This is a genomic window from Sneathiella glossodoripedis JCM 23214 (genome assembly GCF_000616095.1).
Classification (GTDB): domain Bacteria; phylum Pseudomonadota; class Alphaproteobacteria; order Sneathiellales; family Sneathiellaceae; genus Sneathiella; species Sneathiella glossodoripedis.
Genome location: NZ_BAMS01000001.1, coordinates 895,670 through 921,966 on the forward strand (window position 1 = coordinate 895,670; position 26,297 = coordinate 921,966).

A 26,297-nucleotide genomic window follows, 5' to 3' on the forward strand; every position below is an offset into this window, starting at 1 on the left:
CCTATTTGCTCTGAATTTCAGCTATCCTAGCCGCTTTGGCCGGATCATACCACCAAGTGTCGAGCATGGCACGATCATAGCCCGGTTTATTGGCCGATGGTTTCGAAAATTTATCCCAATAAGCGATGAAATGGCTCGCCTTATACCATTGCGGTATCGTGTAATGGGAGTGCATGAGTATGCGGTCAAGAGCACGTGCAGCAGTGATTAGCTCATCTTTTGAGTTAGCAGCAATAATTTTTTCAACAAGCGAATCAATTGCTGGGTTTTTTACGCCTGCAATATTAAGCCCACCTATTGTGTCAGCAGAGTTGGAATGCCACCAATTGCGAAGTTCCACCCCAGGAAAAGCGGGTTGAGAAAAACGTCGGGTGGCGATTTCAAAATCAAAGTTCTGCATTCTGTTTTGCCAACTTGCAACATCGACAAGCCTGATTCTTGCATCCACCCCGATGCGCTCCAGATTTCGAATAAAGGGATTTATTATGCGCTCAAAGGACTTGGAATAGATTAAAAACTCTAGGCTCATCTGCTCCCCAGCAGCATTGACGAGCTTTTTATTTTGAATTGACCACCCCGCCTCTTTCAATTCTTTAAGTGATTGACGCATTGCGGTGCGAATATTTCCATTCCCTGAGGTTTGAAATGGCTGAAAAGGTTCTTTAAAAACCTGGTCGGGAATTTGATCACGCCAAGGTTCAAGCAGGGCCAGTTCGGCCTCGGACGGCTTGCCAGACGCTTTCATCAATGAGTTTTCGAAGATTGACGTTAGGCGCTGGTAACTGTTGTAAAACAGGTTTTTATTCGTCCATTCGAAGTCAAACATACGGGCTAATGCGGCTCGAACACGAATATCGCTGAATTTTTCGAGACGGGTGTTAAAGAAGAATGCCTGGTAACCAGTCAATGACGCATCATTCAGGACCTCTTTTTTGATCAAACCCTTTTTAAATGCGGGTTTGTCTGAATATTCCGTCGCCCAACTTTTGGATGTGTATTCCTCTCTAAAATCATATTCACCGGCAAAAAAGGCTTCAAGAGCGATACTGCGGTCACGGTAGTAATCAACTTGTATTCGGTCGAAATTGTATCTGCCAACGTGGACCGGCAGTTTTTCTGCCCAATGGTTTATAACTCGTTCATATGTAACGGATCTACCAGGCTGAACATCAACAATGCGATACGGCCCTGAACCCAATATCGGTTCGAGAGTTGTTTCATTAAAGTTACGTGTTTCGAAATGTTTTTCTGACAAGATGGGCATTTTTCCCAAGGTTAGGGCAAGCCCGCGGGTAAGCGCCCCATCCTTAAAATCGAAACGGATTGAATTCGGACCTGTAATGATTGGCGGCAGGATATCTTCATACGCCAAACGATAGCGGGGATGGCCGTCGTTCTTGAGAGTCCTGAAGGTGAAGGCTACATCACTAACCCTTATTGGGGTGCCATCATGAAATACAGCATCTGTGCGCAATCGAAACTCAACCCATTTATCGTCTCGGTCCCGCGTAACTTCTTTGGCGAGCAGTGGGTAGATAGCGTCTGGCTCATCATGTGCTCGTGTCATGAGGCTGGTGAAGTTAAAGGAAAGATCCCCTCCCTTGTCAGCGTTAATGAGCTCATAGACTCCCTTCAAGATGAAGGGGTTGATGCTATCAAAGCTGTTCAGGTTGCGGATTTTTACAGTTCCGCCCTTAGGAGCATTTGGAGTTACATAATCGAAATGTTCGAAGTTTTTTTCGTATTTCAAATCACCGAAACTGGAAATGCCATGTGTGGTATAACTGCCATCATCGCTTAAAGCAGAGGTGGGGTGTAAGATCGACAGTAAAATGGGTAGAAATAAACGGGAATACGTCAAATTTCTGCTTCTTTTCATGCTTTTACCTAGGCAGTGTTATTGTGATTTAAGTTCTTTTAGGCCTTCCTTTAATTGTTTTTCTTTTTCCGGATCTACCCACCATGCAGTGATATCTGTACCTTCAGATGGAACTACATCCGTTTTCCCAAACTTGTTCCAGTATGCGATACGGTCATAAGCTGAAGTGAATTGGGGAATTATATAGAAATTCCAGGTCAGGACGCGATCAAGCGCCCGAACAATCGGCTTAAGACTTTCATAGTCTGGTGCTGCGATCAGGCGTTCAATTAAATCGTCGACTACTGGGTTATCAATACCCATCAAGTTTCGACTGCCTGATCGCTTACCCGCTGCACTACCCCAAAACTCCCTTTGTTCATTGCCGGGACTTATAGATTGTGCAAATACGGATGTGACAATATCAAAATCGTAGTTCCGAAGCCTTTCAGTATATTGAGCCGTGTCGACAACACGTGATGAGGCCGTAATACCCAGCTTTTCGAGATTCTTTATGAAAGGACCTGTGATCCGCAGGCTGTTGGGATCATACAGTAAAAATTCGATCTCAAGTGGCTTTCCGGTTTTAGGATTAATCAGTTTTCCATCCACAACTTTCCAGCCAGCTTCCTTCAAGATAGCCTTTGCCGTTCGAAGGGGTTTTCTATCACGGCCACTTCCATCTGTTACAGGTGGCTCATACGCAGGACCGAATACCCGTTCAGGGACTTGTCCTTTATATTCCATAAGGATTTCAAGCTCCTTACCTTTTGGTGAGCCTTTAGCGGCCATCACCGAATTGTAAAAAAAGCTGTTTGTTCGTTTATACTGATTATAGAAGATATTCTTGTTCAGCCACTCAAAGTCAAAGGCGTAAGTAAGTGCCTCCCGTAGGGCGGGGTCCTTGAATTTTTCTTTTCTGAGGTTGAAAACATACCCCTGTTGCCCTGCCGGTGATGTGCTGGGTATATTTTCTTTAATAACCAACCCTTTTTTGAGGGCTGGAAAGTCGTATCCGGTAGCCCAGTTCTTTGCACTGTTTTCTGCCCGGTAATCATATTCGCCTGCTTTGAAAGCTTCTAGAAGGACGGATGAGTCGCGATAATAATCATAGCGAATAGTATCGAAGTTATAACGCCCTTTGTTGATCGGTAAGTCTTTACCCCAGTAGTCTGTAACACGCTCGTATGTGATGAAGCGGTTGGCTTCGAATTCTTTGATGAGATATGGGCCAGAGCCTAAAATCGGGGTAAGTGTGGTTTCATCAAATGAGCGGGACTCAAAATGTTTCTTTGACAAAATGGGAAGCAATTGACCCACGATTTGCGGGAGCTCTCTGTTAGGGGGGCCTGTAAATGTAAATTTTATTCTGTGCGGACCGAGTACAATGGCCTGATCAACATTGGCATAATAATATCGAAAAAGGGGGCGACCTTTTGTTTTCACCATTTCCAAGCTGAATACGAGATCATCTGCTGTAATTTTACTGCCATCATGAAATCGCGCTTCAGGGCGCAGGTTGAAAATAGCAAAACTTAAATCCTCGGCCACTTCAACCGTTGAGGCAACCAGACCATATTCCGCACTGGGACTATCTGCAGGTTGCGTCATTAATGTTTCAAAGGTAAGACCAAGGCCAGAAGCGCTGTTTCCTCTTGATATATACGGATTGAGATTGTCAAATCCGCCCAAGGCGGAAAGACGTACATCCCCACCTTTGGGGGCATCAGGATTTACATAATCGAGATGCTTGAAGTCAGCCGTATATTTCAATGGACCTGCAAGGGACAGTCCGTGACTTTTGATTGTTTTGACGTCTTCTGCAGATGAAATACCTGTAGCCGTCAACATGAAAAAGGTTGCAGCAGCGGAGGCGAGCCTTCTGAATGTCATAGTTCCCCTGTCAGTTTTAGTGCTTATTGCTCACCAAGATGGGGGTAAAAGGCGGCAACATCAAGGCCTAAAGCTTTAGCCTTTAAGAATGGGTAAGGCTGCGTCGTGCAGTTTTTGGTTTCCGCTGGCCAGCACATAGCCCGGATTTGTTAATGTAAGCGGATTACCGTCCCAATCAGAAATAGTTCCACCAGCATTTTCTACAACAGGTACAAGAGCGCAGTAATCAAATGGTTTCATGTCTGCATCTGCGACAATATCTACAAAACCATGTGACAGCAGCGCAAACGCGTAACTGTCATAACCAAAACGAACGCGCCTGACAGTCTCGGTCAATTGTCGATACTGATCGCCTCTTTCGCATTTGAATAATTCCAGACCGTAAGAGAATAGCGAGGCTTGCGAAACCTCTGTCACCGCCGGGTTGGTTTGAATGGCTATGCCATTCAGTGTGGTTTGACCATTTGCGCCAACCCACCTTTCGCCAGAAATCGGTTGATCGACAACACCCATTATCGGTTTGCCAAAACGAGTCAATCCTACCAGAACCGCAAAAGTAGGCGCGCCGGAGATAAACGAATGGGTTCCATCAATTGGGTCAAGAACCCATACATATTCTGCATCGGTGCGAACTTGCCCGTGTTCTTCCCCGTAAATACCGTGATCAGGAAAGGCCTCTTCGATCAGTTTGCGCATCGCCATTTCTGCATTTTGATCAGCAATGGTGACTGGGCTGAGATCATCCTTACTGATGATATCAATTTTTTTCCGATAAAGAGGACGGATAATCTCGCCCGCTGCATCAGCAAGCTTGTGGGCGAGATCAATAAATTCCCTTGGGCAGGTTTCTGTCATGCAAAAATGCAGTTTTATTCAGTTGGAAGTGGAACTGATGAAGAGCCAAGAGTTCGCAGATATGCAATCAAGTCTGCTCTGTCAGTTGGCTTTTTCAAACCGGCAAAAGACATCTTAGTGCCTTTTACATAGTCTTTAGGTTTGGTCAGGAAGGCGTTTAGTTCTTCGTAACCCCATTCACCGCCAAGCTCAACAAGGGCGTCGGAATATGAAAAACCTTCAACGCTTGCCATTGCCTTGCCAAGAATTCCGTAGAGATTAGGGCCAATTTTATTAGCGCCGCCTTCTTCAACTGTATGGCAGGAACCACATTTTTTGAAGACTTTCTCACCTTTGGCTTCATCTGCAGATGCCATGAGAACGGCCAGAGAAGGCCCTTCGGGTTTGGTATCTTCCGATGCAACCGTACTTGCTTCTTCCGCACCTGTATCGATAACATATGCAGGTGTTTCAGGCATTGTTGGCGAGATGGCAATATTCGCAATCTCATTGATTGCAACAATCGCAAGGGCGCTACCGAGTACGGCGCCGGCAATCTTATTTAGCTCAAAACTGTTCATTGCTTACCTCAGCTCTTATTTTCTGGGGGTAGCTCTACCAAACGCGGCAGAAAAAAGCGAGTGGAATTTAACGGCTTTTACTTGGAAAGTCCAAGACGTATAAAAAGAGAGCGAATATGACACACCAGACAAGCGGTTAATAAACAGGAGTAAATAATGTCAGAAGGGTACACCCCCTTGATTGTGATCCCTGCACGAATGGCGTCAAGCCGTCTTCCAGGCAAGCCGTTGGCCGATATAGATGGCAAGCCGATGATTGTTCAGGTGATGAACCGTGCGTTGGAAGCGGATCTCGGCCCTGTTGTTATTGCCTGCGCTGAGGTGGAGATTGCGAATGTGGTTAATGACGCTGGCGGAACAGCCATTTTGACCGATGCGTCGCATCCGTCCGGGTCGGACAGGGTTTTTGAAGCGGTAGAGACTTTCGACCCTGAACAGAAATTTCAGTCAATTATTAATTTGCAAGGTGACTTGCCGGGTCTGGATCCGGTTGCCATTTTGGCAGCCAATGAAGCACTGCAAAAAAATAACGCTGACATTGCGACACTCGTTGCTGAAATTACGGATCAGGCGGAGTTGAATGATGAAAATGCAGTAAAGGCTGTTGTCAGTATGCGCGCGGGTGAAAAATTTGGCAGAGCCTTATGGTTCAGTCGACTGAAAACCCCTTGGGGGGAAGGGGCATATTTTCATCATATCGGCATCTATGCCTATAAAAGGGCATCTTTAAAGAAATTTATTTCACTTGACCCTTCACCGCTTGAACTTCGCGAAAAGCTTGAGCAGCTTAGGGCCTTGGAGGCGGGAATGAGAATAGATGCAGCTTGCGTTGACACGGTGCCGTTAGGTGTTGATACTCCGCAGGATTTGGAACGCATGCGCCAGTATTTCGTGTCGCGATCTGAGAGCCCAGAATAAATCCAGTTAGATTAAACAACAGGTTGGTTGATAACATGTCCAATGCAGAACCAGAAAATTCAATAGCTTTCCAAGGTGTCCCAGGGGCATATGGGCATTTATCCTGCAAAAGCGTATTTCCTGAAATGGAAGCAATAGCCTGTGAGACTTTTCTTGACGCAATCAATATGGTGCGTGATGAAAAGGCAAAATATGCGATGATCCCAATAGAGAATTCTTTGGGTGGACGTGTTGCGGACATTCATCACCTCTTGCCTGAAAGTGGACTCTTTACTATTGGTGAGCATTTTCAATCTGTTCAGCATCAATTATTGGCTGTTCCGGGCGCTACGCTTTCAGATATCAAAGCTGTTCACAGCCACGAGCAAGCATTGTCTCAGTGCCGCAATTTTACTAGAGAGCTTGGCATAGAGCCGGTCATACATGCTGACACTGCGGGTTCTGCGAAAATGATCGCCGAATTGGGAGATAAATCTCAGGCATCCATTGCTTCCAGTTTGGCAGGTGAAATATACGGCCTTGAAGTTTTGCGAGATCGTGTTGAGGATCGATTGGGTAACACGACACGGTTTTTGATTCTGTCGCGGGAACGGCGGGATCCTGGAGTTAAAGGCGGGCCATGTATGACCAGCTTTGTTTTTCAGGTCCGTAGTCAGCCTGCTGCACTTTACAAAGCTTTGGGTGGCTTTGCGACGAACGGAATCAATGTGACGAAGCTTGAAAGCTATATAACCGATGAAAGCTTTGAGGCAGCGCAGTTCTATATTGATGTTGAAGGCCACCCTGAGGAGGCAAATCTGTCGAGAGCAATAGAGGAATTGCAGTTTTTTTCGGCCAAGCTCAAAATATTGGGTGTATACCCACAGCACGCCTATCGCAGGGAATATAGCTCTTAAAGCTTGATTGATAGTTGATTTGAGCATATAAGCGCCTTCAAATTTAAGCTGAGGGCGTATTGCTCTCCTGCGTTTGATTACAGATTAGGAAGTATAATGTTTAACCTCGCGCAAACAAATTCAACGCAACGCGGATATTTGCTGGCCGGTGTTCTGGCGATGGCTGTTGTTGTGACCGCGTCAAATATTCTAGTGGAAATGCCTATTAATGATTGGCTCACTTGGGGTGCGCTTAGCTATCCTTTTGCGTTTCTTGTGACGGATTTGACCAATCGCGCATTGGGTGCGTCCATGGCGCGGATAGTTGTCTGTGTGGGGTTCTTGGCGGCTGTCATCATGTCCCTGGTTTTGGCAGACCCCAGAATCGCCCTAGCATCCGGGTCCGCTTTTTTAACCGCCCACCTGTTGGATATTTTGTTGTTTGATAAGTTGCGCAAGGCCAGTTGGTGGAAAGCGCCGCTGGTTTCATCAATCATTGCGTCATTTTTAGATACGCTAATTTTCTTTACGTTGGCATTTGCAGGAACGGGACTTCCTTGGACTACATGGGCACTGGGAGACTATGGAATCAAAATTGTCATGGTGATTGTTCTGTTGCTGCCTTTCCGTGGGTTGCTGAAATATACAGATCCATTGACATTGGCGAGCACTGCTAGATAATATCAAAAAAAAGGGCCAAGCGGTGAAGCTCGGCCCTAAGTAAGGGAGGAAACGCTCTCTTGCGAGAGCAGTCAGTGTGTGTGTGCTGACAAGGGATATATTGCACTTGCGAAAAGAATTCGCAAGTGCATTTTTTTTGATTTTTGATAAAAATCGAAAAAAAATGAAACTATGATGAAACAGTGGGCAGATTGGTTAAAATCTATGCGGTGATTGATTGAAAATTCACCTGATTAAGGTTTTTCGACGATTGCAAATAGTTTTGCATCAATCAAAACAAGTTAAGATGATGCCTCGATTCACTGAGAGATTTTCTAAAACGAAAGTATTTCATCACTGGAAACAACCATATGAATTTGTGCATTGCAGCAAAATATCCGACCTGATTGTTATCTGCTTCTGTCACATTTAGTCCTCAACCCATGACTTTGCCAATTGGTGGGCGATGGCCATTGGCGGTGACATACGGGGTGTTTCACTGGTGCCCGACCTTGCCAGCATTTTGCGAACTTCCGCTTTGCTGAACCAGCGGGCATCTGCAAGCTCTGCTTCTTCGAGAGTAATTTCTTCGCTCAAAGCTTCCGCAAAACAACCGATCATTAACGAGGAGGGATAGGGCCACGGCTGTGAAGAATGATAGGTTACCTCACCTGTGCGCACGCCGGTTTCCTCGAAAACTTCACGCCTCACACCCTGTTCTATTGTTTCGCCTGGCTCAATAAAGCCGGCCAGTGCGGAGTATTGCTGTTTGGGAAAGTGATGACCAGTACCCAAAAGACAGTTATCTCCCTTGACCACCATCATTATCACAACAGGGTCCGTTCTGGGGAAGTGGGTCGCATTACACTGGTCATTACAGCATTTTCGCGAGTACCCAAGCTCAGCAGATTCGGTTTTTGATCCACATTTTGCACAAAATTGATGAGTTTCGTGCCACGCAAGCAAAGATCGCGCCTGTGCCAGAGCACCTGCTTCTCCTGGGCGTAATTGTGATGAAATATTGCGAACATCAATAAATTTTCCCCAGTCGGAATTGGGGAGTTTTTTGGGTTTTCAATTGTGGAAACGTCGATCGCGAAATGAGCGGCAAAGTCGGCTAGGCCAAGAAAAACCAGTGTCGCTCCCGCTTCCAGAAACGACTTGATGTCACTGGCGCCTCTCCAGTCAATGCAAGGATCCCCCGCCAGTTCAATGAGCGCTTTCAGATTGTGCATTGGCAGGAAACGGCTGGATGGGTCTTCAAGTTTTTGTTTAAACCAGTCTACGTCATTACGCAGATGAGAGGCCCGGTCAAAGCGGTTGCCGGTAAATACGAGAGGCTTTGTCATTTGGATTCGTTTCTTGGACTCAAATTGATTTTACGGTTCAGTTTTTTTCACAGACTATCGTCAAATTGGGAGCTGTTGCAAATTTTTCCCAAAAAAGGGTTGCATCTCAGGTCAAGCTGACTGATATAAGCGGTGGAAGGCTGGCGTGGGCGTGCCCCTCGCGAACCCGGTCAGGTCCGGAAGGAAGCAGCCGTAACGAGTTTCGGTGCGGGTCATTGCCAGTCTTCTTATATTTCCCACTTATTCTGAACAGATATTTCCGATCTCTTGTGACGATTAGGCTTTGATTGCTCTTAAAACTATCTGGTAAGCTGGGCACATGTCAGAAGAAACTCAAAAATCAGCTTACCGCGTCCTTGCCAGAAAGTACCGCCCATCCAATTTTGACGATCTGATTGGTCATGAGGCGATGGTTCGAACTTTATCCAATGCACTGGATTCCGGACGTCTTGCTCATGCGTTCGTCTTAACAGGCACCAGAGGGATCGGCAAAACTACAACAGCACGCATAATAGCGAGAGGGCTGAATTGCATTGGTGAGGATGGAAATGGTGGCCCCACTGTTCATCCGTGCGGTGTTTGCGACAATTGTAAAGCCATCGCAGAGGATCGTCATCAGGATGTCCTAGAAATGGATGCGGCCAGCCGCACCGGTGTTGATGATATCAGAGAACTGATTGATGGCGTTCGATATCTTCCGATCAATGCTCGATACAAGATTTATATAATCGACGAAGTGCATATGCTGTCGAAAAATGCCTTCAATGCTTTACTAAAGACGCTTGAGGAGCCGCCGGAGCATGTGAAATTTATTTTTGCGACAACAGAAATTCGAAAAATACCAATTACGGTTCTGTCGCGGTGTCAGCGGTTCGATTTAAAACGCGTCGATGCAGATACATTAAAAGATTATTTCTCTAAAATAGCGGAAAAAGAAAACGCGTCGGTAGATGAAGATGCTCTTGCGCTTATTGCGCGGGCTGCAGAAGGGTCTGTGCGTGATGGATTGTCTTTGCTGGATCAGGCAATTGCGCACGGTGACGGGACTGTAACCGCAGAGCAAGCCCGGGATATGTTGGGTTTGGCTGACCGAACCAGAATGCTTGATTTGCTGGAATTTATTTTTGCAGGGAATGTCGCAGAGGCACTTGGTATTTTACGAAATCAATACGATCGCGGTGCCGATCCTGTTGTGATTATTCAGGATTTGCTGGAGCTTACTCACTGGTTGACCACAATAAAGGTGACGCCAGATTCGGCAAGTACGGCTGCTTTGGGAAGCTCTGATATTGAACGTGCAGGTGCTATGGCGGGCAAGCTAAACATGCCAGTGTTGGCGCGTGCCTGGCAAATGTTACTAAAGGGGCTTGAAGAGGTAAGGCAAGCGCCGATGGCAATTGCTGCTGCTGAAATGGTGCTGATTCGTCTGGCATTTGCCAGCGATCTACCGAGCCCCGAAGATTTGGCAAAAAAAATTGAATCCTCAAATTCATCTGAGCACTCGATTTCAGGAGGTACAATTTCAACGCCAAGCGGAGGAACGTCAGCTCGTGCAGGGACAAATGGCGTATCGGCAGCATTAGCTGTCTCAAATCCGACCCCCCATCAGAAGGCTGAAGCGAACAATGCTCCAAGGCGCATCTGTCAGTCGTATCTGATAGCGCGGTTGAAAATATCGCAGCCGAACAACCAGATATCGCTCTAAACCCTTCACCTGTGAGTGAAACTGAACAGCTAACTTCGGTCGAGCAGATGATTGAGCTGCTGCAAGATCGTAGTGATGTGATGCTTAAGGGGCAGGTTATTAATTTTGTCAGGCCGATCAAATTTACTGATGGTGAGCTATTGTTCAGCCCAGCTCCCGGCACGCCTGCTGATTTGGGGGCAAAACTTGGCCGGCGTCTTCGTGAAATTACCGGAAAGCCTTGGCAGGTCTCAATGAGTTCGGATGTCGAGGGTGGGCCCACGATTGCGGAAATGCGTATGAGCCGCAAAGCAGCGATGATTGCTGCTGCTGAAAATCATCCGGTTGTTCAGAAAATTAAAGAAGTTTTCGCAGGCGCGTCTGTACGCGAAGTCCGTGACCTGTCGCCAGATATTGAAAATATGATTCCTGAGGATATATCCGAAGGTGATGACATTGAGTAGTGGAGAGTTTTAAATGAAAAATCTTGGAAACCTGATGAAGCAGGCCAAGGAAATGCAAACCAAAATGGCTGAAATGCAAGCGTCACTGGAGAGTCATGAGATAACTGGTGTGGCGGGTGCTGGCATGGTCAAAGTCACGTTAAATGGTAAAGGTGACATGAAGGGTCTTTCGCTGGATCCAAGTATCGTAGATCCGGAAGAAATTGAAATGATGGAGGATTTGATCAAGGCTGCACATTCAGACGCGAGGGCCAAGGTAGAAGCCTATACGCAGGAAAAAATGAAAGAAATGACTGGCGGTTTGCAGCTACCTCCCGGAATGCAAATGCCGTTTTAAGTCGGTCCTTTTATCAATGGGTACATCTGAAATCGATCACTTGGTCAGGCTTTTATCCAAACTGCCAGGGCTCGGAGCGCGTTCGGCACGCAGGGCTGCGCTGCATTTAATTCAAAATAAGGAAAATCTGCTGGTCCCTCTTGCAGAAGCTATGGATGACGCTGCAAGGAATGTGCAGGAATGCACTGTTTGTGCAAATCTGGATACCATTAACCCATGCGCGGTCTGCCAAAATGATCGCCGGGATTCCAAGATCCTTTGCGTTGTGCAGGACGTGTCAGATCTTTGGGCGCTGGAGCGTGCGGGTGTGTTTAAAGGGCTGTATCATGTTCTCGGAGGTACCTTGTCAGCGCTGGATGGTGTGGGGCCTGAGGATTTGCGAATTGAAAGTTTAATTGATAGAGCTGAAAGTAGCGTCGTGGAAGAAGTGATTATTGCACTGAATGCGACCGTTGATGGCCAGACAACCGCACATTATCTAGCAGAAAGACTGGATGAATGTGACGTGACGATCAGCCATCTTGCTCATGGGGTACCAGTTGGCGGAGAGCTTGATTATCTGGATGACGGAACTTTGGCAACTGCACTGAATTCACGACGGAAAGTGCAGTGATTACTGCCGCAGAGCTTCCGTTGGATTTGAGAGCAGTTCATCACTTGCCTGCTCTCCCAGTTGCAAATCTTCAATTTTTTCAGCACGGCTACTGATTTTTCTTGAAGATGTCTCAATATCCGCAATGTCCCGACTGGCCTGAGAAAAATGTTTGGACAGATTTTCTACCCGTTTATCGAGGCGTTCGACATCTTTGAGTAACGTGCCCACCTCTTTTTGAATGACGCCGGCTTGCTCTCTCATCTGACTATCTTTCAAAACCGCTCTGACCGTATTAAGCGTGGCCATTAAAGTCGTTGGGGATACGATCCAGACACGGGCGTCATATGATTTTTGAAGGATCTGCGGAAAGTTGCTGTGCAGCTCCGCATAAACGGTTTCGGATGGTAGAAAAAGGAGCGCTGATTCCGCTGTTTCTTCTGCAATTATGTATTTCTGATTAATGTCACTAATATGTTTGGTCATGGCGCTTACAAAAGCGCGGTTTGCATTTTGCCTGTCTGCATCGGTCTGTGCATTGCGCATTAAGTGAAAACTTTCGAGTGGAAATTTGGCGTCCACCACAATCGACCCTGGAGGGTTTGGCAGTTTGATGAGGCAGTCCGCTCGCTTGCCGTTGCTCAAGGTAACCTGAAACTCATAAGATGAGGGGGGGAGTGCCGACTTTACGAGATCGTTGAGTTGAATTTCTCCAAATGCTCCCCTGGCCTGCTTGTTTGCCAGAATATCCTGAAGACTTACAACTTGTGTTGAAAGGTCAGTCAGGTTTGATTGCGCCTGATCAATAATAGCGAGGCGCTGCTGCAATTCGCTTAGGGATTTACTTGTTTTTTCAGTTGTTTGATTAAGACTGTCACCCAGTAGCTTAGAGACTTTATCGAGACGTTCAGTCACTGTCTTATTGGTATATTCGGTTTGCTGGGCGAGGCTATCTCCTAGACGCTTAGACACGGCATCCAATCGTTCAGAAAGTGTTTTGTTAATGGCACTCTGGCTTGCTGCACCTTCACTGGACATTTGGGCAAGCTGGCCTTCCAGTCTGGATTGCTGATTCATGACATTTTCTGTCAGCCTTGCCAGATTTTCGCTGCTACGAAGTGCGTGTTGTAACATTTTCTCCGATCTGGTGATTTTCCAAGAAACAAGTCCGATCGCTAAAACGAGCACAATAACGGCACCGACCAATATAATTTCCAGCAAGGAAGCCCCCGATTATAACCACAAATTCTGCATAAACCTTGACGTTTGCCCAGCAGAGTAATACCTAAAGGATAATTTTTAGACCCGCTATTGTAGCTTGAAGAATGTTGGAACACCATGGCCCTTTTGCCAATTATTACTGCACCTGACCCACGACTTAAAACGGTTTCTACGCCAGTAGAAACAGTTGATGACGAGACTCGCAAGCTTGTCGCTGATATGTTTGAAACCATGTATGACGCACCGGGAATAGGGTTGGCGGCGATTCAGGTCGGTGTACAAAAACGTCTGTTAGTGGTTGACGTTGTTGGTAAAAATGATGAAAGCCGTGATCCGCAACCGATCGCGCTTATTAATCCGGAAATTACGTGGGTCTCCGACGAGGATAGTGTTTATGAGGAAGGGTGCCTGTCGGTTCCCGCTCACTATGCAGATGTCGTTCGTCCGGCAGAAATAAAAGTTTCCTACCTTGATGAGCAGGGCGATAAACAGGAATTGCACGCTGATGGTCTTTTAGCGACATGCATTCAGCATGAAATCGACCATCTGGATGGAATACTTTTTGTGGATCATTTGTCAGCGCTTAAACGCAATATGATCCTCCGAAAGCTTCTCAAGCAAAAGAAAATGGCTGGTTAGCATTACTATGACAGCGCTGCGTATTGCGTTTATGGGAACACCAGATTTCTCGGTTACGGTGTTAAAAGCGCTTTTAAAATCTGAACACAAGGTTGTCTGCGTTTATTCCCAACCTCCCAGACGTGCCGGACGCGGTAAGTCATTGCGTCCAAGCCCTGTCCATCAAGTGGCATCTGAAAATGCGATTGAGGTAAGAACTCCCCACTCTTTGAAGGATGAGGCTGAGCAGGAAAAATTTGCTGCGTTGGATATCGACGTTGCAATAGTTGTCGCTTACGGTTTGATCTTGCCTTTGCCGATATTAACTGCCCCCAGGCATGGTTGCTTGAATTTGCATGCTTCTCTTTTACCGCGTTGGCGTGGCGCTGCCCCCATACAGCGCGCGATAATGGCGGGAGACACAGTCACGGGGGTAGGCATCATGCAGATGGCTGAAGGGCTTGATACGGGAGATGTGTTGGCAGAGGAGCAAGTTCCAATAACGAACTCCATGACGGCCGGTGAATTGCATGATGAACTTGCAATCGTGGGCGCTGAGTTAATGATCGATACCGTAAACAGGCTCGAGACAGGCACCCTAATCCCGAGACCCCAACCTGAAGATGGAATTACGTACGCCCATAAAATTGATAAAGCTGAAGCGCGTATTGAATGGTCCCGTCCGGCGGAAGAATTATGCAGACATATTCGTGGATTAAGCCGTTTCCAGGGGCATATTTCGAATATGAAGGAACGCGCGTAAAAGTTTTGAATGCAGAGGTTGTTGATGGGGAAGGGCGTGCCGGAGAACTGCTCGATAACGAGTTGACTGTTGCGTGTGGCCACGGGGCGTTAAAGTTGACCCTGTTGCAGAGATCAGGAAAATCTCCGATGGCGATGAAGGCATTTGTTAATGGTTTTCCATTGCCAAAAGGGAGCAGGCTAGGCTAATGCCGCGGTACCGCGTCACCATAGAATATGACGGAACAGATCTGGTCGGATGGCAACGCCAGACAAATGGACCATCTGTTCAACAGTATATCGAAGAGGCAATCGCTAGGTTTTGCGGTGAAGATATCCGAATTCAGGGAGCTGGACGCACAGATGCAGGCGTTCACGCTTATGGTCAGGTTGCTAGCTTTGATTTGACGGACCGTCATGAACCACGAACAGTCAAGAATGCTGTTAATCATCATTTGGGAAGCAGTAGGATTTCGATTCTGGACTGTGAAGAAGTTTCAGAAGACTTCAATGCCAGATTTTCAGCGACCGGACGGTCTTACATTTATCGAATAATAAACCGTCAGGCACGGCTGGCCCTGGATGCAGGGTATGCGTGGCACGTAAAACGTGAACTTGACCACAAAGCTATGCAGCATGGTGCAGAAATTTTAATCGGCAAGCATGATTTTTCGAGCTTTCGGGCGGCGGCATGTCAGGCCAAAAGTCCGATCAAAACCTTAAGTAAGCTGGATGTTGTTAGATCTGGTGATGTCATAGAGTGCCATGTAAGCGCACCCTCATTCTTGCACAATCAAGTACGCGCCATGGTTGGTACACTGTCTTTAGTAGGGACAGGACAGTGGAATGTTGACGATGTCAGAAGTGCACTGGCTGCTCGTGACCGGCAAAAAGCTGGCCCAAACGCACCACCTTGGGGCTTGTATTTGTCTTCTGTCAGTTATGACAGTTGAAAATCGTATACGGATCCCAGTTTCAGGATGTTTGTTAATTCATCCAATGCTGTTCTGCATTCTTTCAATAGTTCCGGATCGCCCAGATCTGTGAAACTCAGTTTGTCCCGGTAATGGCGTTGGATCCATGCTTTTAAGTTTGAGTATAAGGCATCAGTTAAAAACACATTAGCGTTTATTGATTGCTTTTCTTCATCAGTGAGAGGAACTCTCAGTCTCAAACAGGCTGGTCCTCCTCCATTTTTCATACTTTGTCGGACATTGATGAACTGAACATCCTGAATTGGTGTTTCCTGTTGAATGAGCTCATCAAGGTAAGACTTTACATTTGTGTTTTCCATACACTCCATAGGCGCAATAAGGCACATCGTTCCCTTTTCTTCATTAAGATTCACAAGCTGGGTGTTGAACAGATAGCTTGTAATTGCGTCTTTTAGTGGAACTGCAGTTGAAGGGACTTTTACCAATGTAATAGACGGTATGCGTGTTCTTAAGTCATCCATCAGTTTAGACGTATTTAGAAAAGCTTCTTCATGGAAAAACAAACAGTTTCTGTTGCCTACTGCAATAACATCGTTATGAAATACACCGCTATCAATAGCGTCGGGGTTCTGCTGAGCAAAAACCGCTGTATTTGAATTCAGCTTATGTAAACGCGCTACCGCTTGTGAAGCTCTAAGGGTCTGCCGCGCAGGAAATTTGCGTGGTTGGATTGTATGAGCGTGACTATCTAATTCTGGAGTGCCGTAAACAAATAGCTCCACCCCTGCTGCATTGTCAGTATTATAAAAACGAGTGTGGTTTGCCGCACCTTCGTCACCAAATTGACTGATCGATGGTAAAGGGTCATGGTGCTCAAAAAGGTGTGGTGCCGAGAATATGGATTGTAATATCCGTTTTGTCGTTGCTGTTTCGATGGATCGATGTGGCATCGCAACCAGATTTGCCGGTGTGAAATGTGTTTTGTGATCTGTCGTGTCAGCAGATGGGCTTACCGTGGCGGCATTTGCAACCCACATAGCGGAAGCAGAGCTGACGGTAGCAAGTAATGAGGGGTCTTGCTGCATGACTGTTTTCAGGATTTGCTCATCAGATCCACTGAAACCCAGTTTTTTGAGTGTCGGAATATGTGGCCTTTCCTGAGGGGGTAAAACGGCTTGCAGGTAACCCATTGAAGAGAGGGTTTTCATTTTTTCAAGACCTTGCAAGGCAGCTTCCCTGGGATTTGAAATATCTGCAGCATTTTTGAAAGAAGCAATATTACCAAATGATAGTCCGGAGAAGTTATGGGTCGGGCCAACCAACCCATCAACGTTATATTCTTGAGGCATCAAAGTTTAATTCCAGGCAATAAAGTTTTAGGTAAGTCTGCTTGTGGTGCTTGCAAGGATGCGACTGGATAAGCGCAATAATCAGCGGCATAATAGGCACTGGGCCTGTGATTTCCACTGGCACCAACCCCTCCAAAAGGCTGGCACCACTCGCACCTGTAAGAGGCCTGTTCCAGTTCACTATTCCAGCCTTAATAAGCGCATGGAAGGTTGCAAACTCCTCGGCATCATCAGAAAACAGGCCAGCGCTTAGCCCAAATCTGGTTTTATTTGCGATCTCAATGGAATCTTCAAAGCTTTGGGTTTTTATAACCTGAAGCAAGGGGCCAAAATACTCCTCGTCAGGCAAATTTTCGATATCGCTGACATCCAGTATTCCCGGAGAGAGAAAGGGTAGATTTGCGTGAATGCGTTGCATCGTTAGCAGTGGCTTCGCGCCTTGGTCAATGAGGGAAGCTTGAGCCTCAAGAAGTCGATCTGCCGCTTCATTAGATATTACTGAACCGTAAAACGGTTCTTCGTTATTTTCTTGAGGGCCTACCTTTATTGTTTTTGCAGCGCTAATGAGTGTTTTAAGAAATTTTTCGCGATTTGAGGTCGCAGGCAAAATTAGCCGGCGGGCACAGGTGCATCGTTGACCCGCGGTAATATAAGCAGATTGCAGGCAATGATATACTGCCCCTGGTATGTCATCGACCTCGCTTATAATCAGAGGATTGTTCCCTCCCATTTCAAGCGCGAGAATTTTTTCAGGCTGACCTGCAAATTCACTGTGTAAGAGATTGCCTGTATGGGAGCTACCAGTGAACAAGAGGCCGTCGAGCTTGTCCGATGTACTAAGTGCGATGCCGCACTCCCTGCTACCTTGAACCAGATTCAAAACGCCTGTCGGTAGCCCTGCCTTTTCCCAAAGGCGTACCATATACTCTCCCACCGCCGGTGTTTGCTCGCTTGGTTTAAAGATTATTGTATTTCCCGCCAGTAATGCTGGCACGATATGACCGTTTGGAAGGTGACCGGGAAAATTGAAAGGCCCAAATACAGCCAATACGCCATGAGGCTTGTGTGTTAAATGGCTAATAACACCGCTATTTTCAGAACTTTTTGTGCCCGTCCGGTCATTATAGGCTTTGATTGACAGGTCAATTTTTCCGACCATCGTGCCCACTTCAGTTTTAGCTTCCCATAGTACTTTTCCTGTTTCACTTGAAATGAGGTGAGCCAGTTCATCTGAGGCGTCTTGTAGGGCCTTTTGGTAGCTTTTCAGAATTTCAATTCGGTTTTGCACAGATGTTAACGCCCAATCCCGGAACGCGTTTGAAGCAGCATCAATTGCCTGTTCCACATCTGAAGTAGAGGCTGAGTTTCCAGACAGGATAATGTCGTGATTCACGGGGTTTCGTGACTCGAGTTTTCCTCCAGTGCCTTGCCGCCAGTCGCCATTGATATAGAGCTGTCCATAGTTCATTTGATTATTCCACATAACTGATTAAATCGCCGCTTGATAGCTTCAGAATTTTTGCCGCGATTTCGGAGATTGAAACTGTTTCGTCGTCATGGATGATTAAGTGATCGCAGACTAGCCTGTAGTGTTGGATGTTTCTGTTGCTTAAAATGCAGCGGGGTTGAGATGGGGAAATCTGTTCACCTGCAACAATCGATTTCACTGTGGCGGATTGTGCATTTCGGGTTGTCGAAATGTTATGGGACTGACATTGAACTGTTGGCCCTCCGTCAAAAATATCCACATATCCGCTTTGCCTGAAACCTTCTTTTTCCAAAAGTCGCAAAGCCGGGGCCGATGCATTGTGAGCCTTGCCAATCACGGTTTGAGCTTCGTCAGGGAGAATGTCGGCATAAATTGGATGTCGCGGCATTAGATCCGCGATAAACTGCTTTCCCTTAACAGAGCTCATGAAGTCAGCGTTTTCGAAACCAAGGCCAAAAAATTTCTGCCCTAGATGCTCCCAAAAAGGGGACCTTCCTGTGTCATCCTGCCAGCCTCGCAATTCGGCAATAATCGGTTCGCCAAAACGGCTCGGAAAATCGGCCAGCATTAAAAAACGACTTCTGGAAAGGAAGCGCCCATTGCCATCCTTTCGGTAATCAGGATGTAAATATAGCGAGCCAATTTCAGTGGCCCCGGTGAAATCATTTACCAAATGCAGGACTTGTAGCTCATTTTTCTTGTTGAGCTCTTTGGAGAAGGATACAAGTTTGGATACCTTGTAGGAGTAAAACGGTTGATCCAGGCCGACCCCAGCGTAAATCGCTGTTGTACCCACAACCTCACCAGAAGCGCTGTCTTCCATTACCATGAAGTAAATTTCACCCTCAGGGCCGGTTACATTTTTGGCAAAGCTGGCAATGCTGGTCGATATTTTTGATTTCCATGATTGTAGATCACTTGGCATGGAAGACATCCCGCTGCCGGTAACCAGAGAAATATTCAATAGGCTATCCAAGTCATCTGTCTGTGCAGGGCGAATGAAAATCATGACTGTCTACCGGTGGGAAAAAGTTCAGGAGACTCTGCCAGTCGGTGAAGGATCAAGGCGGATAATTGCGCTCTTTCAACAAGGCTTTCCACTACCATATATTCTTTATCTGAATGAATATTGGCTCCGCGGACACCCAATGTGTCAATGTTGACCAGGCCCGCATCCGCCAAATTGTTACCATCGCAACAGCCGCCCGTGGAAACATGGTTTATCGTGAGGCCAAGTTCTTTTCCGCATTTTGATGTCAGTTCAAAAAAGGCCCTTAATTCATCCGTCATTGGTTTTGGCGGTCTTGAAAATCCTCCATGCAAGGTGGCGTTGTAGTCAGGGTTCTCGTTGAAGGTTTTCAGCAAAGCATGGAGTTTTTCCAAAAGCCAGTTCTGGTCTTTTGAGTTGGCAAGGCGAACGTTAAAACTCATTTGGCAAAGGCCGGGAACGACATTGAGTGGACCTCCTCCCGCAACCTTTCCAACATTTACGGTTAATTCAGGAATTTTACCGCTCAGGTTGTCAATTTGAGCAATTAATGGGGCCATGGCTACAATTGCGTTTCGTCCCAGATGATGCTCGCGTCCTGCATGGGCTTCTTTTCCTTTGACGGTAATTGTGAAATTACCACTTCCTTTTCTCGCTCCAGCGAAGGTGCCATCTGGCATTGACGGCTCATACAGCATTCCAATATGGGCCTTTTGCGCATATTCTTTCAGGTAACGCGCTGAACCATGCGAGCCTATCTCCTCATCTGAGTTCAACAGGACGGTCCATCCAATCTGATCTTTATAAGGACTGTTTTCGAATGCCTGCAATGCTGCAAGCATGGCGGTGATTCCGCCTTTCATATCGGCGACACCAGGTCCGTGCAGGTATCCATCATCGGTGATCTTACAGCTTTGGAAATGGTTGTCCTTGGGGAAGACGGTATCCATGTGCCCGACAAGAAGCACTTGTCTGTTTGCTTTGGGGCGTTTTTGAGCAATGACAACAGGTCCGAGCGATTGAGTTTTTACGTTTCCTGCCGCATCAACAACTTCCATTTCGTCACTTTCACAGACCTCAACCTGGTCCGCAAAGGAACGCAGTTTTTCGGAGCATAGTTCAGCCATGTTCTGCAGGCCATCAATGTTCAAGGAACCCGAATTAACGTTTGCCCATGTGATCACCTGCTCGATAAGCTTGTATTGATCTTCAGTTAATTTTGCGATGAAATCGGGAAGGCTCATGACTTTATTATCCTGCAATTGACTTTAGCGTTTTATCTAGAATGGACAGAGCCTCATCTATTTCGGAGTCTGATAGGTTTAAAGGCGGCAGCAAGCGGAGTATGTCACTCCCCGCTCTTCCGGCGAGCAGGTAATTTTCGCGCAGATTGGAGATAAGTTCCGCATTTGAGATTGTGCACTTCAGTCCGAGCATAAGCCCCTTACCCTGTACATTTGTGATCAATTCGGGGTGAAGCTTTTGAATGTCTTCTAGCCCATTCCAGAGTGTTTTAGCGTGCGTTTGGACCGTTTCCAGAAATCCATCCTCTAGCATCAGATCAAGCACGGCATTTCCTACAGCCGTTGCAAGAGGGTTTCCCCCAAAGGTTGAGCCATGGGTGCCAACCACCATGCAATCGGCTACTTTTTGACTGGCAAGACATGCGCCGATAGGAAAGCCACCACCAAGCCCTTTGGCGGAGGCTAGAATGTCGGGGATGATATCCGCCCACTCATAGGCGAAAAGCTTTCCGGTGCGGCCCATGCCACATTGAATTTCGTCCACCATCAGCAAAATGCCATGTTGATCACAAAGTGTTCGTACCTGTTTTAAATACCCATCCGGTGCAGGTAGAACACCTCCTTCGCCTTGTACAGGTTCCAAAATGATGCCGGCAGTTTCATTGGTAATGGCAGCTTCCAGTTTCTCTATGTCTCCAAAGGGAACATGGTCAAATCCCATATCTCCTTTAAAGAACCCTTTGGTATGAGACGGATTGCCTGCGGCGGCAATTGTTGCCAGAGTTCTGCCGTGAAAGGAGTTGTTCATTCCGATAATTCGATATCGTTCTGGGTTCCCGTTGTCGAAATGGTAGCGGCGCATCATTTTCAATCCGGCTTCGACTGCTTCTGCACCAGAATTCCCAAAGAACACCTGATCTGCAAAACTGTGTTTTACAAGTCTTTGAGCCAGAATTTCACCAGCCTCTACCCGAAACATGTTTGAACTGTGCCAGTATTTACTGGCTTGTTCCTGCAAGGTTTGAACGAGATGAGGATGAGCGTGTCCGAACCCTGTAACAGCAATCCCTGAAATGAAATCGAGGAATTTTTCACCACTTTTCGAATAAAGATATGATCCTTTACCATATTCGAAAATTACTTCAGGAGGGGAGTAGGTTGCCATTAGCGCAGAGTTTGTCATCTGAAATCGAACCTCGTCTATTTAATTGTCAGATCATAAAAATACTTCAACCGTTGCGAAATGGGGTGCTGAACTTAAGCTAAATGAACGAATTATTTCGCTTTAAGAACAAATATCGCCGAATTTAATTTCGTAGGACAAAAATGGGCTTAACATTCAATTAGTTTAAATCTGCGCCAAGTCAAATCTGTTGTAATAAGGGAGTTTTGCGGCTATTGGATACAAAGAGAATTACGAGTACAGCAGAGTGTGAGCCAAGATATGAGAGAAAAAAGGGCTTTAGACCGAATTGACCAGAATATTCTTTCGGTGCTTCAGACCGAAGGACGCATCACCAACCAGCAACTGGCTGAGAAAGTGAATCTGTCGCCCAGTTCCTGTTTGGCCCGTGTTCGCAAGCTGGAAGAAGATAGATGTATTGAAAGCTACCACGCTCAGTTAAATCTCGAGAGATTGTGCCGGTATATCACTTGTGTTGCGATGGTATCGCTCGGGCAGCATCGTCAGGAAGACTTTCGTACCTTTGAACGATTTGTGAAAACCTTGGATGAAGTGGTTCAATGCGACACGGTTAGTGGAGGGTGTGATTTTATCGTGCGAATAGTCTGTGCTGATATGGAGCGCTATCACGAGGTAAACGAGATGCTTTTGAATTCAGGCACTAATGTTGTGAATATCAAAACTCACGTTGTGATGTCGGAAACAAAGCCTTTTAGCAAATACCCGTTGGATGACTTGCTTCAGTAGCTCAAAATACAACAACAAAGGTTAGTGTGACCAGAAATTCAATAAGTACGACACCGAGTGACATAAGCGGTGAAGCCTGCAAAGTGCGTGTTGTCATGTACCATAAATAGACATAACTGGCGATCAGGTAGAGGAAAAACGCAAGTGAGAAAAACTGAATGCCAACTGTGCCCAGTATAAAAACCGAGATTATAAACCAAATCCCAATAATGGTCAGTTGGCTCCAGTTATATACGATAAAGAAAGTCCAATAGTGATTGATTAGACCTGCAGAGCGGGCTGCAAAGTAGATAATTGTCAAAAAACTGATCCAACTTGCCAGCATTAACACTATTGGAACAAATGAGAAATCGAGCGGTTCGTCTTTAAGGCCCTGCACCGCGGGAATATCGCTACTGTTGAAGACGTGGATTTCAATATAAATCTGAACTGTCGCAATGATCAGGCCCAGAACAAGCGCGGTCAATGATGACCAGAACCCGCCGGAAGAAATATTAAAATAGCCAAGAGCCTGGCTGTCCCCCTTGGCGAGGCGAAGACAGCCTTGAATGGAACTTGTGATCTCGGCAAAACTGGTCATTGATTATGTTTTGAAATACCCGTCAAGAATACTTGTGTAGATATCGGCAAGTGTCGTTATATCTTCAAGGGCAACGCATTCATCTACTTTATGCATAGTCTGGCCAACCAGCCCAAATTCTACAACAGGGCTGTAGTTCTTGATATAACGTGCATCTGAGGTCCCGCCAGTCGTCGACATATCTGGTCGAGTTCCTAAATGACGCTCAATGGAACCCGCAACAAGCTCGCTGAAGTCACCTTCTGCCGTTAAGAAGGGTTCTGAATTTTTAAGGACTCTTAGCTCGTATTTGGCGTTTCTTTCTGTTGCGACCTGATCTAGGACAGATCTGATCTGTTGATCCAGGCTGTCAAGTGAGTGGTGAGTATTAAAACGGATGTTAAAAGTGGCACGGGCTGTTTTGGGGATAACATTCGTTGCTGGATTTCCAACATCAACCGTTGTGAATTCAAGATTGCTGGGTTGGAAATGATCGCTGCCATCGTCAAGCTTGAGGTCATCAAGTGCGCCCATCATTGCGACCAGATGCGGAATTGGATTGTCTGCCAGGTGCGGGTAGGCCACGTGGCCTTCAACGCCTTCCACAGTTAAAAATCCTGTAAATGACCCTCGTCGGCCAATCTTTACCATTTCCCCCAGTTTTGTCGTTCGTGGGTTCACCAACCAGGCAGTGGTCAATATGTTCCCCCTGTTCTGACATCCATTCGAGTACTTTTCGAGTGCCATTTATCGCAGGCCCTTCTTCATCGCCTGTAATCAGTAGGCTAATCGATCCATTAAGTTTGCCATTACGGGATTTGATTAGACGCTGAGCTGATACCGCAAAACATGCAACTGCGGCTTTCATATCGGCTGCACCGCGACCATAAAGCATGCCGTCTTTAATTACCGAGTCAAAGGGGTCTACGCTCCATTGCTGCAAGTCACCGGGCGGAACCACATCTGTATGCCCGGCAAAGCAGAAATTTGGAGCTGAAGTTCCATACCGTGCATACAGGTTTTCAACGTCCGGAGTATTTGCGTCTGAAAATTTCAGCCTGAAACATTCAAAGCCAATGGATTCAAGCGTTTCTTGTAGAACGTTCAGTGCACCAGCATCATGAGGAGTAACGCTAGGGCAGCGCATGAGTGCCTGCGTCAGTTCAATTACGTCAATATCATTCATATAAGTCATAGATGAGCAATAGCGCTGCTAAACAGATTGGTCAATAATCTTGACCCGCATGAAGGATAACTTTCTTGACAGTGCACTTAAGCAGTGCAATTCATTGAACAAGTTTCAATTACCAGCGGCCGCGCTGTTATCCCCATAAATGAGTTTGCGAATGTCAAATCCAATTCACATTGTGAATAATAATCTGTTGGGCATTGTCTACATCGTACTCGCGATTTTCATGCTTGCCAGCATGGATGCGGTGGCAAAACTTCTTGTGACAAGCGAGTATTCGAGCTTTCAGATTTTGTTCCTGCGTGGCTGCATCAATATGGTTTTGTTGAGTGCGCTCATGCCATTTATGGGAGGAATTCGGCTTGTCAAAACCAGCAGGTTCTGGGCGCATGGCTTGCGCGGATTGTTTGGGTTTCTGGCACCGCTGTGTTTCTTTACCGCGCTCACTTCAATGCAATTGGCTGAGGCAACGGTAATTTTCTTCATCGCACCATTTGTTATGACCGCGTTGTCCGTACCTTTGTTCAAGGAAAAGGTAGGTATTCATCGATGGGGTGCCATTATAGTAGGCTTCTGTGGTGTATTATATGTTGTTCAACCGACAAGTGATATATTTAACCCAGCCGTATTTTTGGTTCTGGCTGCAAGTCTTTTTTATTGCCTGTTGATGTTAAGTAGTCGGTGGCTCGGGCGCGTGGATCCGACTTTCACTATTGTGTTTTATGTAACATTCTGGGTTACGTTGCTCAGCTCCACGACAGTGTTTTTCGTTTGGAAAGACATGCCGTTTCCTGATTTACTGGCAGTTGCTGCGATGGCAGTTTTATCGTTGGCAGGAAATTTTTTCATTGTGAAGGCTTTTACGATTGGGGAAGTTGGCGCCATTACACCGTTTGAATATACCGGTCTGTTATGGGCTGTAACATTCGGGTTTGTTTTCTTTGGTGAGGTGCCAGGATTAAACGTGTGGGTAGGGATGGCAATAATCGCAGCGAGCGGACTATATATGGTCTACCGGGAAAACAAAAAAAAGCCCGCTATCAGCTAGCGGGCTTCAATTCGTTGTGTTCACTCTGCTCAGTCACGAAGCAGGTCGTTAATTGAAGTCTTAGAGCGTGTCTGTTCGTCTACAGTCTTAACAATCACAGCACAATACAGGCTGGGACCTGGAGTTCCATCAGGAAGCGGTTTGCCAGGCATGCTGCCGGGTACGACCACCGAATAGGCTGGAACGCGACCAATATGAACTTCACCGGTTTCCCGGTTTACAATTTTTGTGGAGGCACCAATAAAGACACCCATTGAAAGCACTGCACCTGTTTCAACGACAACACCTTCAACTACTTCTGAACGAGCGCCGATAAAGCAGTTATCTTCAATAATGACTGGTCCCGCCTGTAAAGGTTCCAGAACGCCGCCGATACCAACACCGCCAGACAAATGCACATCTTTACCAATTTGAGCACAGGAGCCAACAGTTGCCCAAGTGTCCACCATTGTTCCGCTGTCCACATAGGCGCCCAGATTGACGAAGCTTGGCATTAACACAACGTTTGGCGCGATATAAGCACTACGCCGAACAATTGTTCCCGGTACAGCACGAAAGCCAGCATTTTTGAATTCGCTTGAAGTCCAGCCTTCAAACTTGCTTGGAACTTTATCCCACCAATTGGTGTTTTGTCCGGGGCCACCAGCGATTTCGGCCATATCGTTTAGGCGAAATGACAGTAGGACCGCTTTTTTAAGCCATTGATTGACGTGCCAGCCGTCAGCGTTTTTTTCCGCGACACGGGCTTGCCCGCCATCCAGAGCGTTAAGCGCAGTTTCAACGGCATCTCTATATTCGCCTGTAGTTGCAGGGGAAATGCTTTCTCTGTTATCCCATGCGGCTTCAATTACAGGCTGTAGGTCTGCAAAACTCATCAGTGTTTCCTTGGAGTTTAGTAAATATTGCACGAAACATACCTGCCCAACTGATTAAGTCAACAA

Annotated in this window: 22 protein-coding genes, 1 other RNA gene and 4 pseudogenes; 13 read left to right on the plus strand and 14 right to left on the minus strand. The window is 46.5% G+C overall.

Features of this window, described 5'->3' with window-relative positions:
• Position 1: 1 nt before the first annotated feature.
• From JCM23214_RS04490 to JCM23214_RS04505, 4 genes are all read right to left on the minus strand, one after another.
• A complete protein-coding gene (locus JCM23214_RS04490) occupies positions 2-1,879 on the minus strand; it encodes an extracellular solute-binding protein (RefSeq protein WP_025897795.1) in 1,878 nt (625 codons plus the stop codon).
• An 18-nt stretch (positions 1,880-1,897) separates the two neighbouring features.
• Positions 1,898-3,751: an extracellular solute-binding protein gene (locus tag JCM23214_RS04495; RefSeq protein WP_025897796.1), complete on the minus strand. Its 1,854-nt coding sequence runs from the start codon at positions 3,749-3,751 to the stop codon at positions 1,898-1,900.
• Between the two features lie 75 nt (positions 3,752-3,826).
• Entirely contained in the window at positions 3,827-4,606 is a 780-nt protein-coding gene (locus JCM23214_RS04500; RefSeq protein ID WP_025897797.1) for an inositol monophosphatase family protein, read from the minus strand.
• A gap of 14 nt (positions 4,607-4,620) precedes the next feature.
• Complete coding sequence (locus JCM23214_RS04505; RefSeq protein ID WP_025897799.1) at positions 4,621-5,166, minus strand: c-type cytochrome; 546 nt, start codon at positions 5,164-5,166, stop codon at positions 4,621-4,623.
• A 156-nt stretch (positions 5,167-5,322) separates the two neighbouring features.
• Between JCM23214_RS04505 and JCM23214_RS04510 the strand changes: the two genes are divergently transcribed.
• The 3 genes from JCM23214_RS04510 to JCM23214_RS04520 all read left to right on the plus strand — a co-directional run bounded on the left by JCM23214_RS04510 (position 5,323) and on the right by JCM23214_RS04520 (position 7,640).
• A complete protein-coding gene (locus tag JCM23214_RS04510; RefSeq protein WP_025897802.1) occupies positions 5,323-6,084 on the plus strand; it encodes a 3-deoxy-manno-octulosonate cytidylyltransferase in 762 nt (253 codons plus the stop codon).
• A gap of 35 nt (positions 6,085-6,119) precedes the next feature.
• Positions 6,120-6,980 (plus strand): prephenate dehydratase, encoded by an 861-nt coding sequence (locus JCM23214_RS04515; RefSeq protein WP_025897803.1) that lies wholly within the window; start codon positions 6,120-6,122, stop codon positions 6,978-6,980.
• 96 nt (positions 6,981-7,076) lie between these two features.
• Positions 7,077-7,640, plus strand: a complete 564-nt coding sequence (locus JCM23214_RS04520) for a VUT family protein (protein ID WP_025897804.1) — start codon at positions 7,077-7,079, stop codon at positions 7,638-7,640.
• Between the two features lie 408 nt (positions 7,641-8,048).
• On the opposite strand, the gene nudC is transcribed toward JCM23214_RS04520, so the two are convergent.
• A complete protein-coding gene (gene nudC / locus JCM23214_RS19060) occupies positions 8,049-8,654 on the minus strand; it encodes an NAD(+) diphosphatase (protein ID WP_084264555.1) in 606 nt (201 codons plus the stop codon).
• Between the two features lie 451 nt (positions 8,655-9,105).
• On the opposite strand from nudC, the gene ffs reads away from it, so the two are divergent.
• From ffs to recR, 5 genes and pseudogenes are all read left to right on the plus strand, one after another.
• An RNA gene (gene ffs / locus JCM23214_RS23020) (signal recognition particle sRNA small type) lies at positions 9,106-9,196 on the plus strand.
• 91 nt (positions 9,197-9,287) lie between these two features.
• Positions 9,288-10,547: pseudogene (locus tag JCM23214_RS19065) on the plus strand (DNA polymerase III subunit gamma/tau); the annotation flags it as partial.
• Between the two features lie 173 nt (positions 10,548-10,720).
• On the plus strand, positions 10,721-11,116 hold the full coding sequence (locus JCM23214_RS19070; protein ID WP_148301766.1) for a hypothetical protein: 396 nt from the start codon (positions 10,721-10,723) through the stop codon (positions 11,114-11,116).
• 13 nt (positions 11,117-11,129) lie between these two features.
• A complete protein-coding gene (locus tag JCM23214_RS04545) occupies positions 11,130-11,453 on the plus strand; it encodes a YbaB/EbfC family nucleoid-associated protein (protein ID WP_025897805.1) in 324 nt (107 codons plus the stop codon).
• Between the two features lie 16 nt (positions 11,454-11,469).
• Positions 11,470-12,066 carry a recombination mediator RecR gene (gene recR, locus JCM23214_RS04550; RefSeq protein WP_025897806.1) on the plus strand — a complete coding sequence of 199 codons (597 nt, stop codon included), beginning with the start codon at positions 11,470-11,472 and terminating at the stop codon, positions 12,064-12,066.
• On the opposite strand, the gene JCM23214_RS04555 is transcribed toward recR, so the two are convergent.
• Positions 12,067-13,266 (minus strand): DNA recombination protein RmuC, encoded by a 1,200-nt coding sequence (locus JCM23214_RS04555; protein WP_025897808.1) that lies wholly within the window; start codon positions 13,264-13,266, stop codon positions 12,067-12,069.
• Positions 13,267-13,383: 117 nt separating this feature from the next.
• Here JCM23214_RS04555 and def point away from each other — a divergent pair, with 117 nt between their 5' ends.
• The 3 genes and pseudogenes from def to truA all read left to right on the plus strand — a co-directional run bounded on the left by def (position 13,384) and on the right by truA (position 15,578).
• Positions 13,384-13,905, plus strand: a complete 522-nt coding sequence (gene def, locus JCM23214_RS04560; protein ID WP_025897810.1) for a peptide deformylase — start codon at positions 13,384-13,386, stop codon at positions 13,903-13,905.
• A 16-nt stretch (positions 13,906-13,921) separates the two neighbouring features.
• Positions 13,922-14,835: pseudogene (fmt, locus tag JCM23214_RS19075) on the plus strand (methionyl-tRNA formyltransferase).
• Positions 14,835-15,578 carry a tRNA pseudouridine(38-40) synthase TruA gene (truA, locus tag JCM23214_RS04570; RefSeq protein WP_025897811.1) on the plus strand — a complete coding sequence of 248 codons (744 nt, stop codon included), beginning with the start codon at positions 14,835-14,837 and terminating at the stop codon, positions 15,576-15,578. Before fmt ends, truA begins: the two are co-directional and overlap by 1 nt.
• On the opposite strand, the gene astB is transcribed toward truA, so the two are convergent.
• The 5 genes and pseudogenes from astB to JCM23214_RS04595 form a co-directional block, all read right to left on the minus strand.
• Complete coding sequence (gene astB / locus JCM23214_RS04575; protein ID WP_025897812.1) at positions 15,566-16,909, minus strand: N-succinylarginine dihydrolase; 1,344 nt, start codon at positions 16,907-16,909, stop codon at positions 15,566-15,568. The two genes, truA and astB, sit on opposite strands and share 13 nt — an antisense overlap.
• Positions 16,909-18,377: pseudogene (gene astD, locus JCM23214_RS19080) on the minus strand (succinylglutamate-semialdehyde dehydrogenase). Before astD ends, astB begins: the two are co-directional and overlap by 1 nt.
• Before the next feature lie 4 nt (positions 18,378-18,381).
• On the minus strand, positions 18,382-19,407 hold the full coding sequence (locus JCM23214_RS04585) for an arginine N-succinyltransferase (RefSeq protein ID WP_025897813.1): 1,026 nt from the start codon (positions 19,405-19,407) through the stop codon (positions 18,382-18,384).
• Entirely contained in the window at positions 19,404-20,630 is a 1,227-nt protein-coding gene (locus JCM23214_RS04590; protein ID WP_025897814.1) for a hydrolase, read from the minus strand. Before JCM23214_RS04590 ends, JCM23214_RS04585 begins: the two co-directional genes overlap by 4 nt.
• Before the next feature lie 7 nt (positions 20,631-20,637).
• Positions 20,638-21,813 carry an aspartate aminotransferase family protein gene (locus JCM23214_RS04595; protein ID WP_025897816.1) on the minus strand — a complete coding sequence of 392 codons (1,176 nt, stop codon included), beginning with the start codon at positions 21,811-21,813 and terminating at the stop codon, positions 20,638-20,640.
• Between the two features lie 261 nt (positions 21,814-22,074).
• Here JCM23214_RS04595 and JCM23214_RS04600 point away from each other — a divergent pair, with 261 nt between their 5' ends.
• On the plus strand, positions 22,075-22,560 hold the full coding sequence (locus JCM23214_RS04600; protein ID WP_025897817.1) for an Lrp/AsnC family transcriptional regulator: 486 nt from the start codon (positions 22,075-22,077) through the stop codon (positions 22,558-22,560).
• Position 22,561: 1 nt separating this feature from the next.
• Here JCM23214_RS04600 and JCM23214_RS04605 read toward each other — a convergent pair whose 3' ends face one another.
• Positions 22,562-23,140: a hypothetical protein gene (locus JCM23214_RS04605; protein WP_025897819.1), complete on the minus strand. Its 579-nt coding sequence runs from the start codon at positions 23,138-23,140 to the stop codon at positions 22,562-22,564.
• A 3-nt stretch (positions 23,141-23,143) separates the two neighbouring features.
• Positions 23,144-24,314 (minus strand): annotated as a pseudogene (gene dapE, locus JCM23214_RS26910) (succinyl-diaminopimelate desuccinylase).
• 151 nt (positions 24,315-24,465) lie between these two features.
• Here dapE and JCM23214_RS04615 point away from each other — a divergent pair.
• Positions 24,466-25,356, plus strand: coding sequence for a DMT family transporter (locus JCM23214_RS04615; RefSeq protein ID WP_025897820.1), 891 nt, complete (start codon positions 24,466-24,468; stop codon positions 25,354-25,356).
• A 29-nt stretch (positions 25,357-25,385) separates the two neighbouring features.
• Here JCM23214_RS04615 and dapD read toward each other — a convergent pair whose 3' ends face one another.
• Positions 25,386-26,231: a 2,3,4,5-tetrahydropyridine-2,6-dicarboxylate N-succinyltransferase gene (gene dapD, locus JCM23214_RS04620; RefSeq protein WP_025897821.1), complete on the minus strand. Its 846-nt coding sequence runs from the start codon at positions 26,229-26,231 to the stop codon at positions 25,386-25,388.
• Positions 26,232-26,297: the final 66 nt, after the last annotated feature.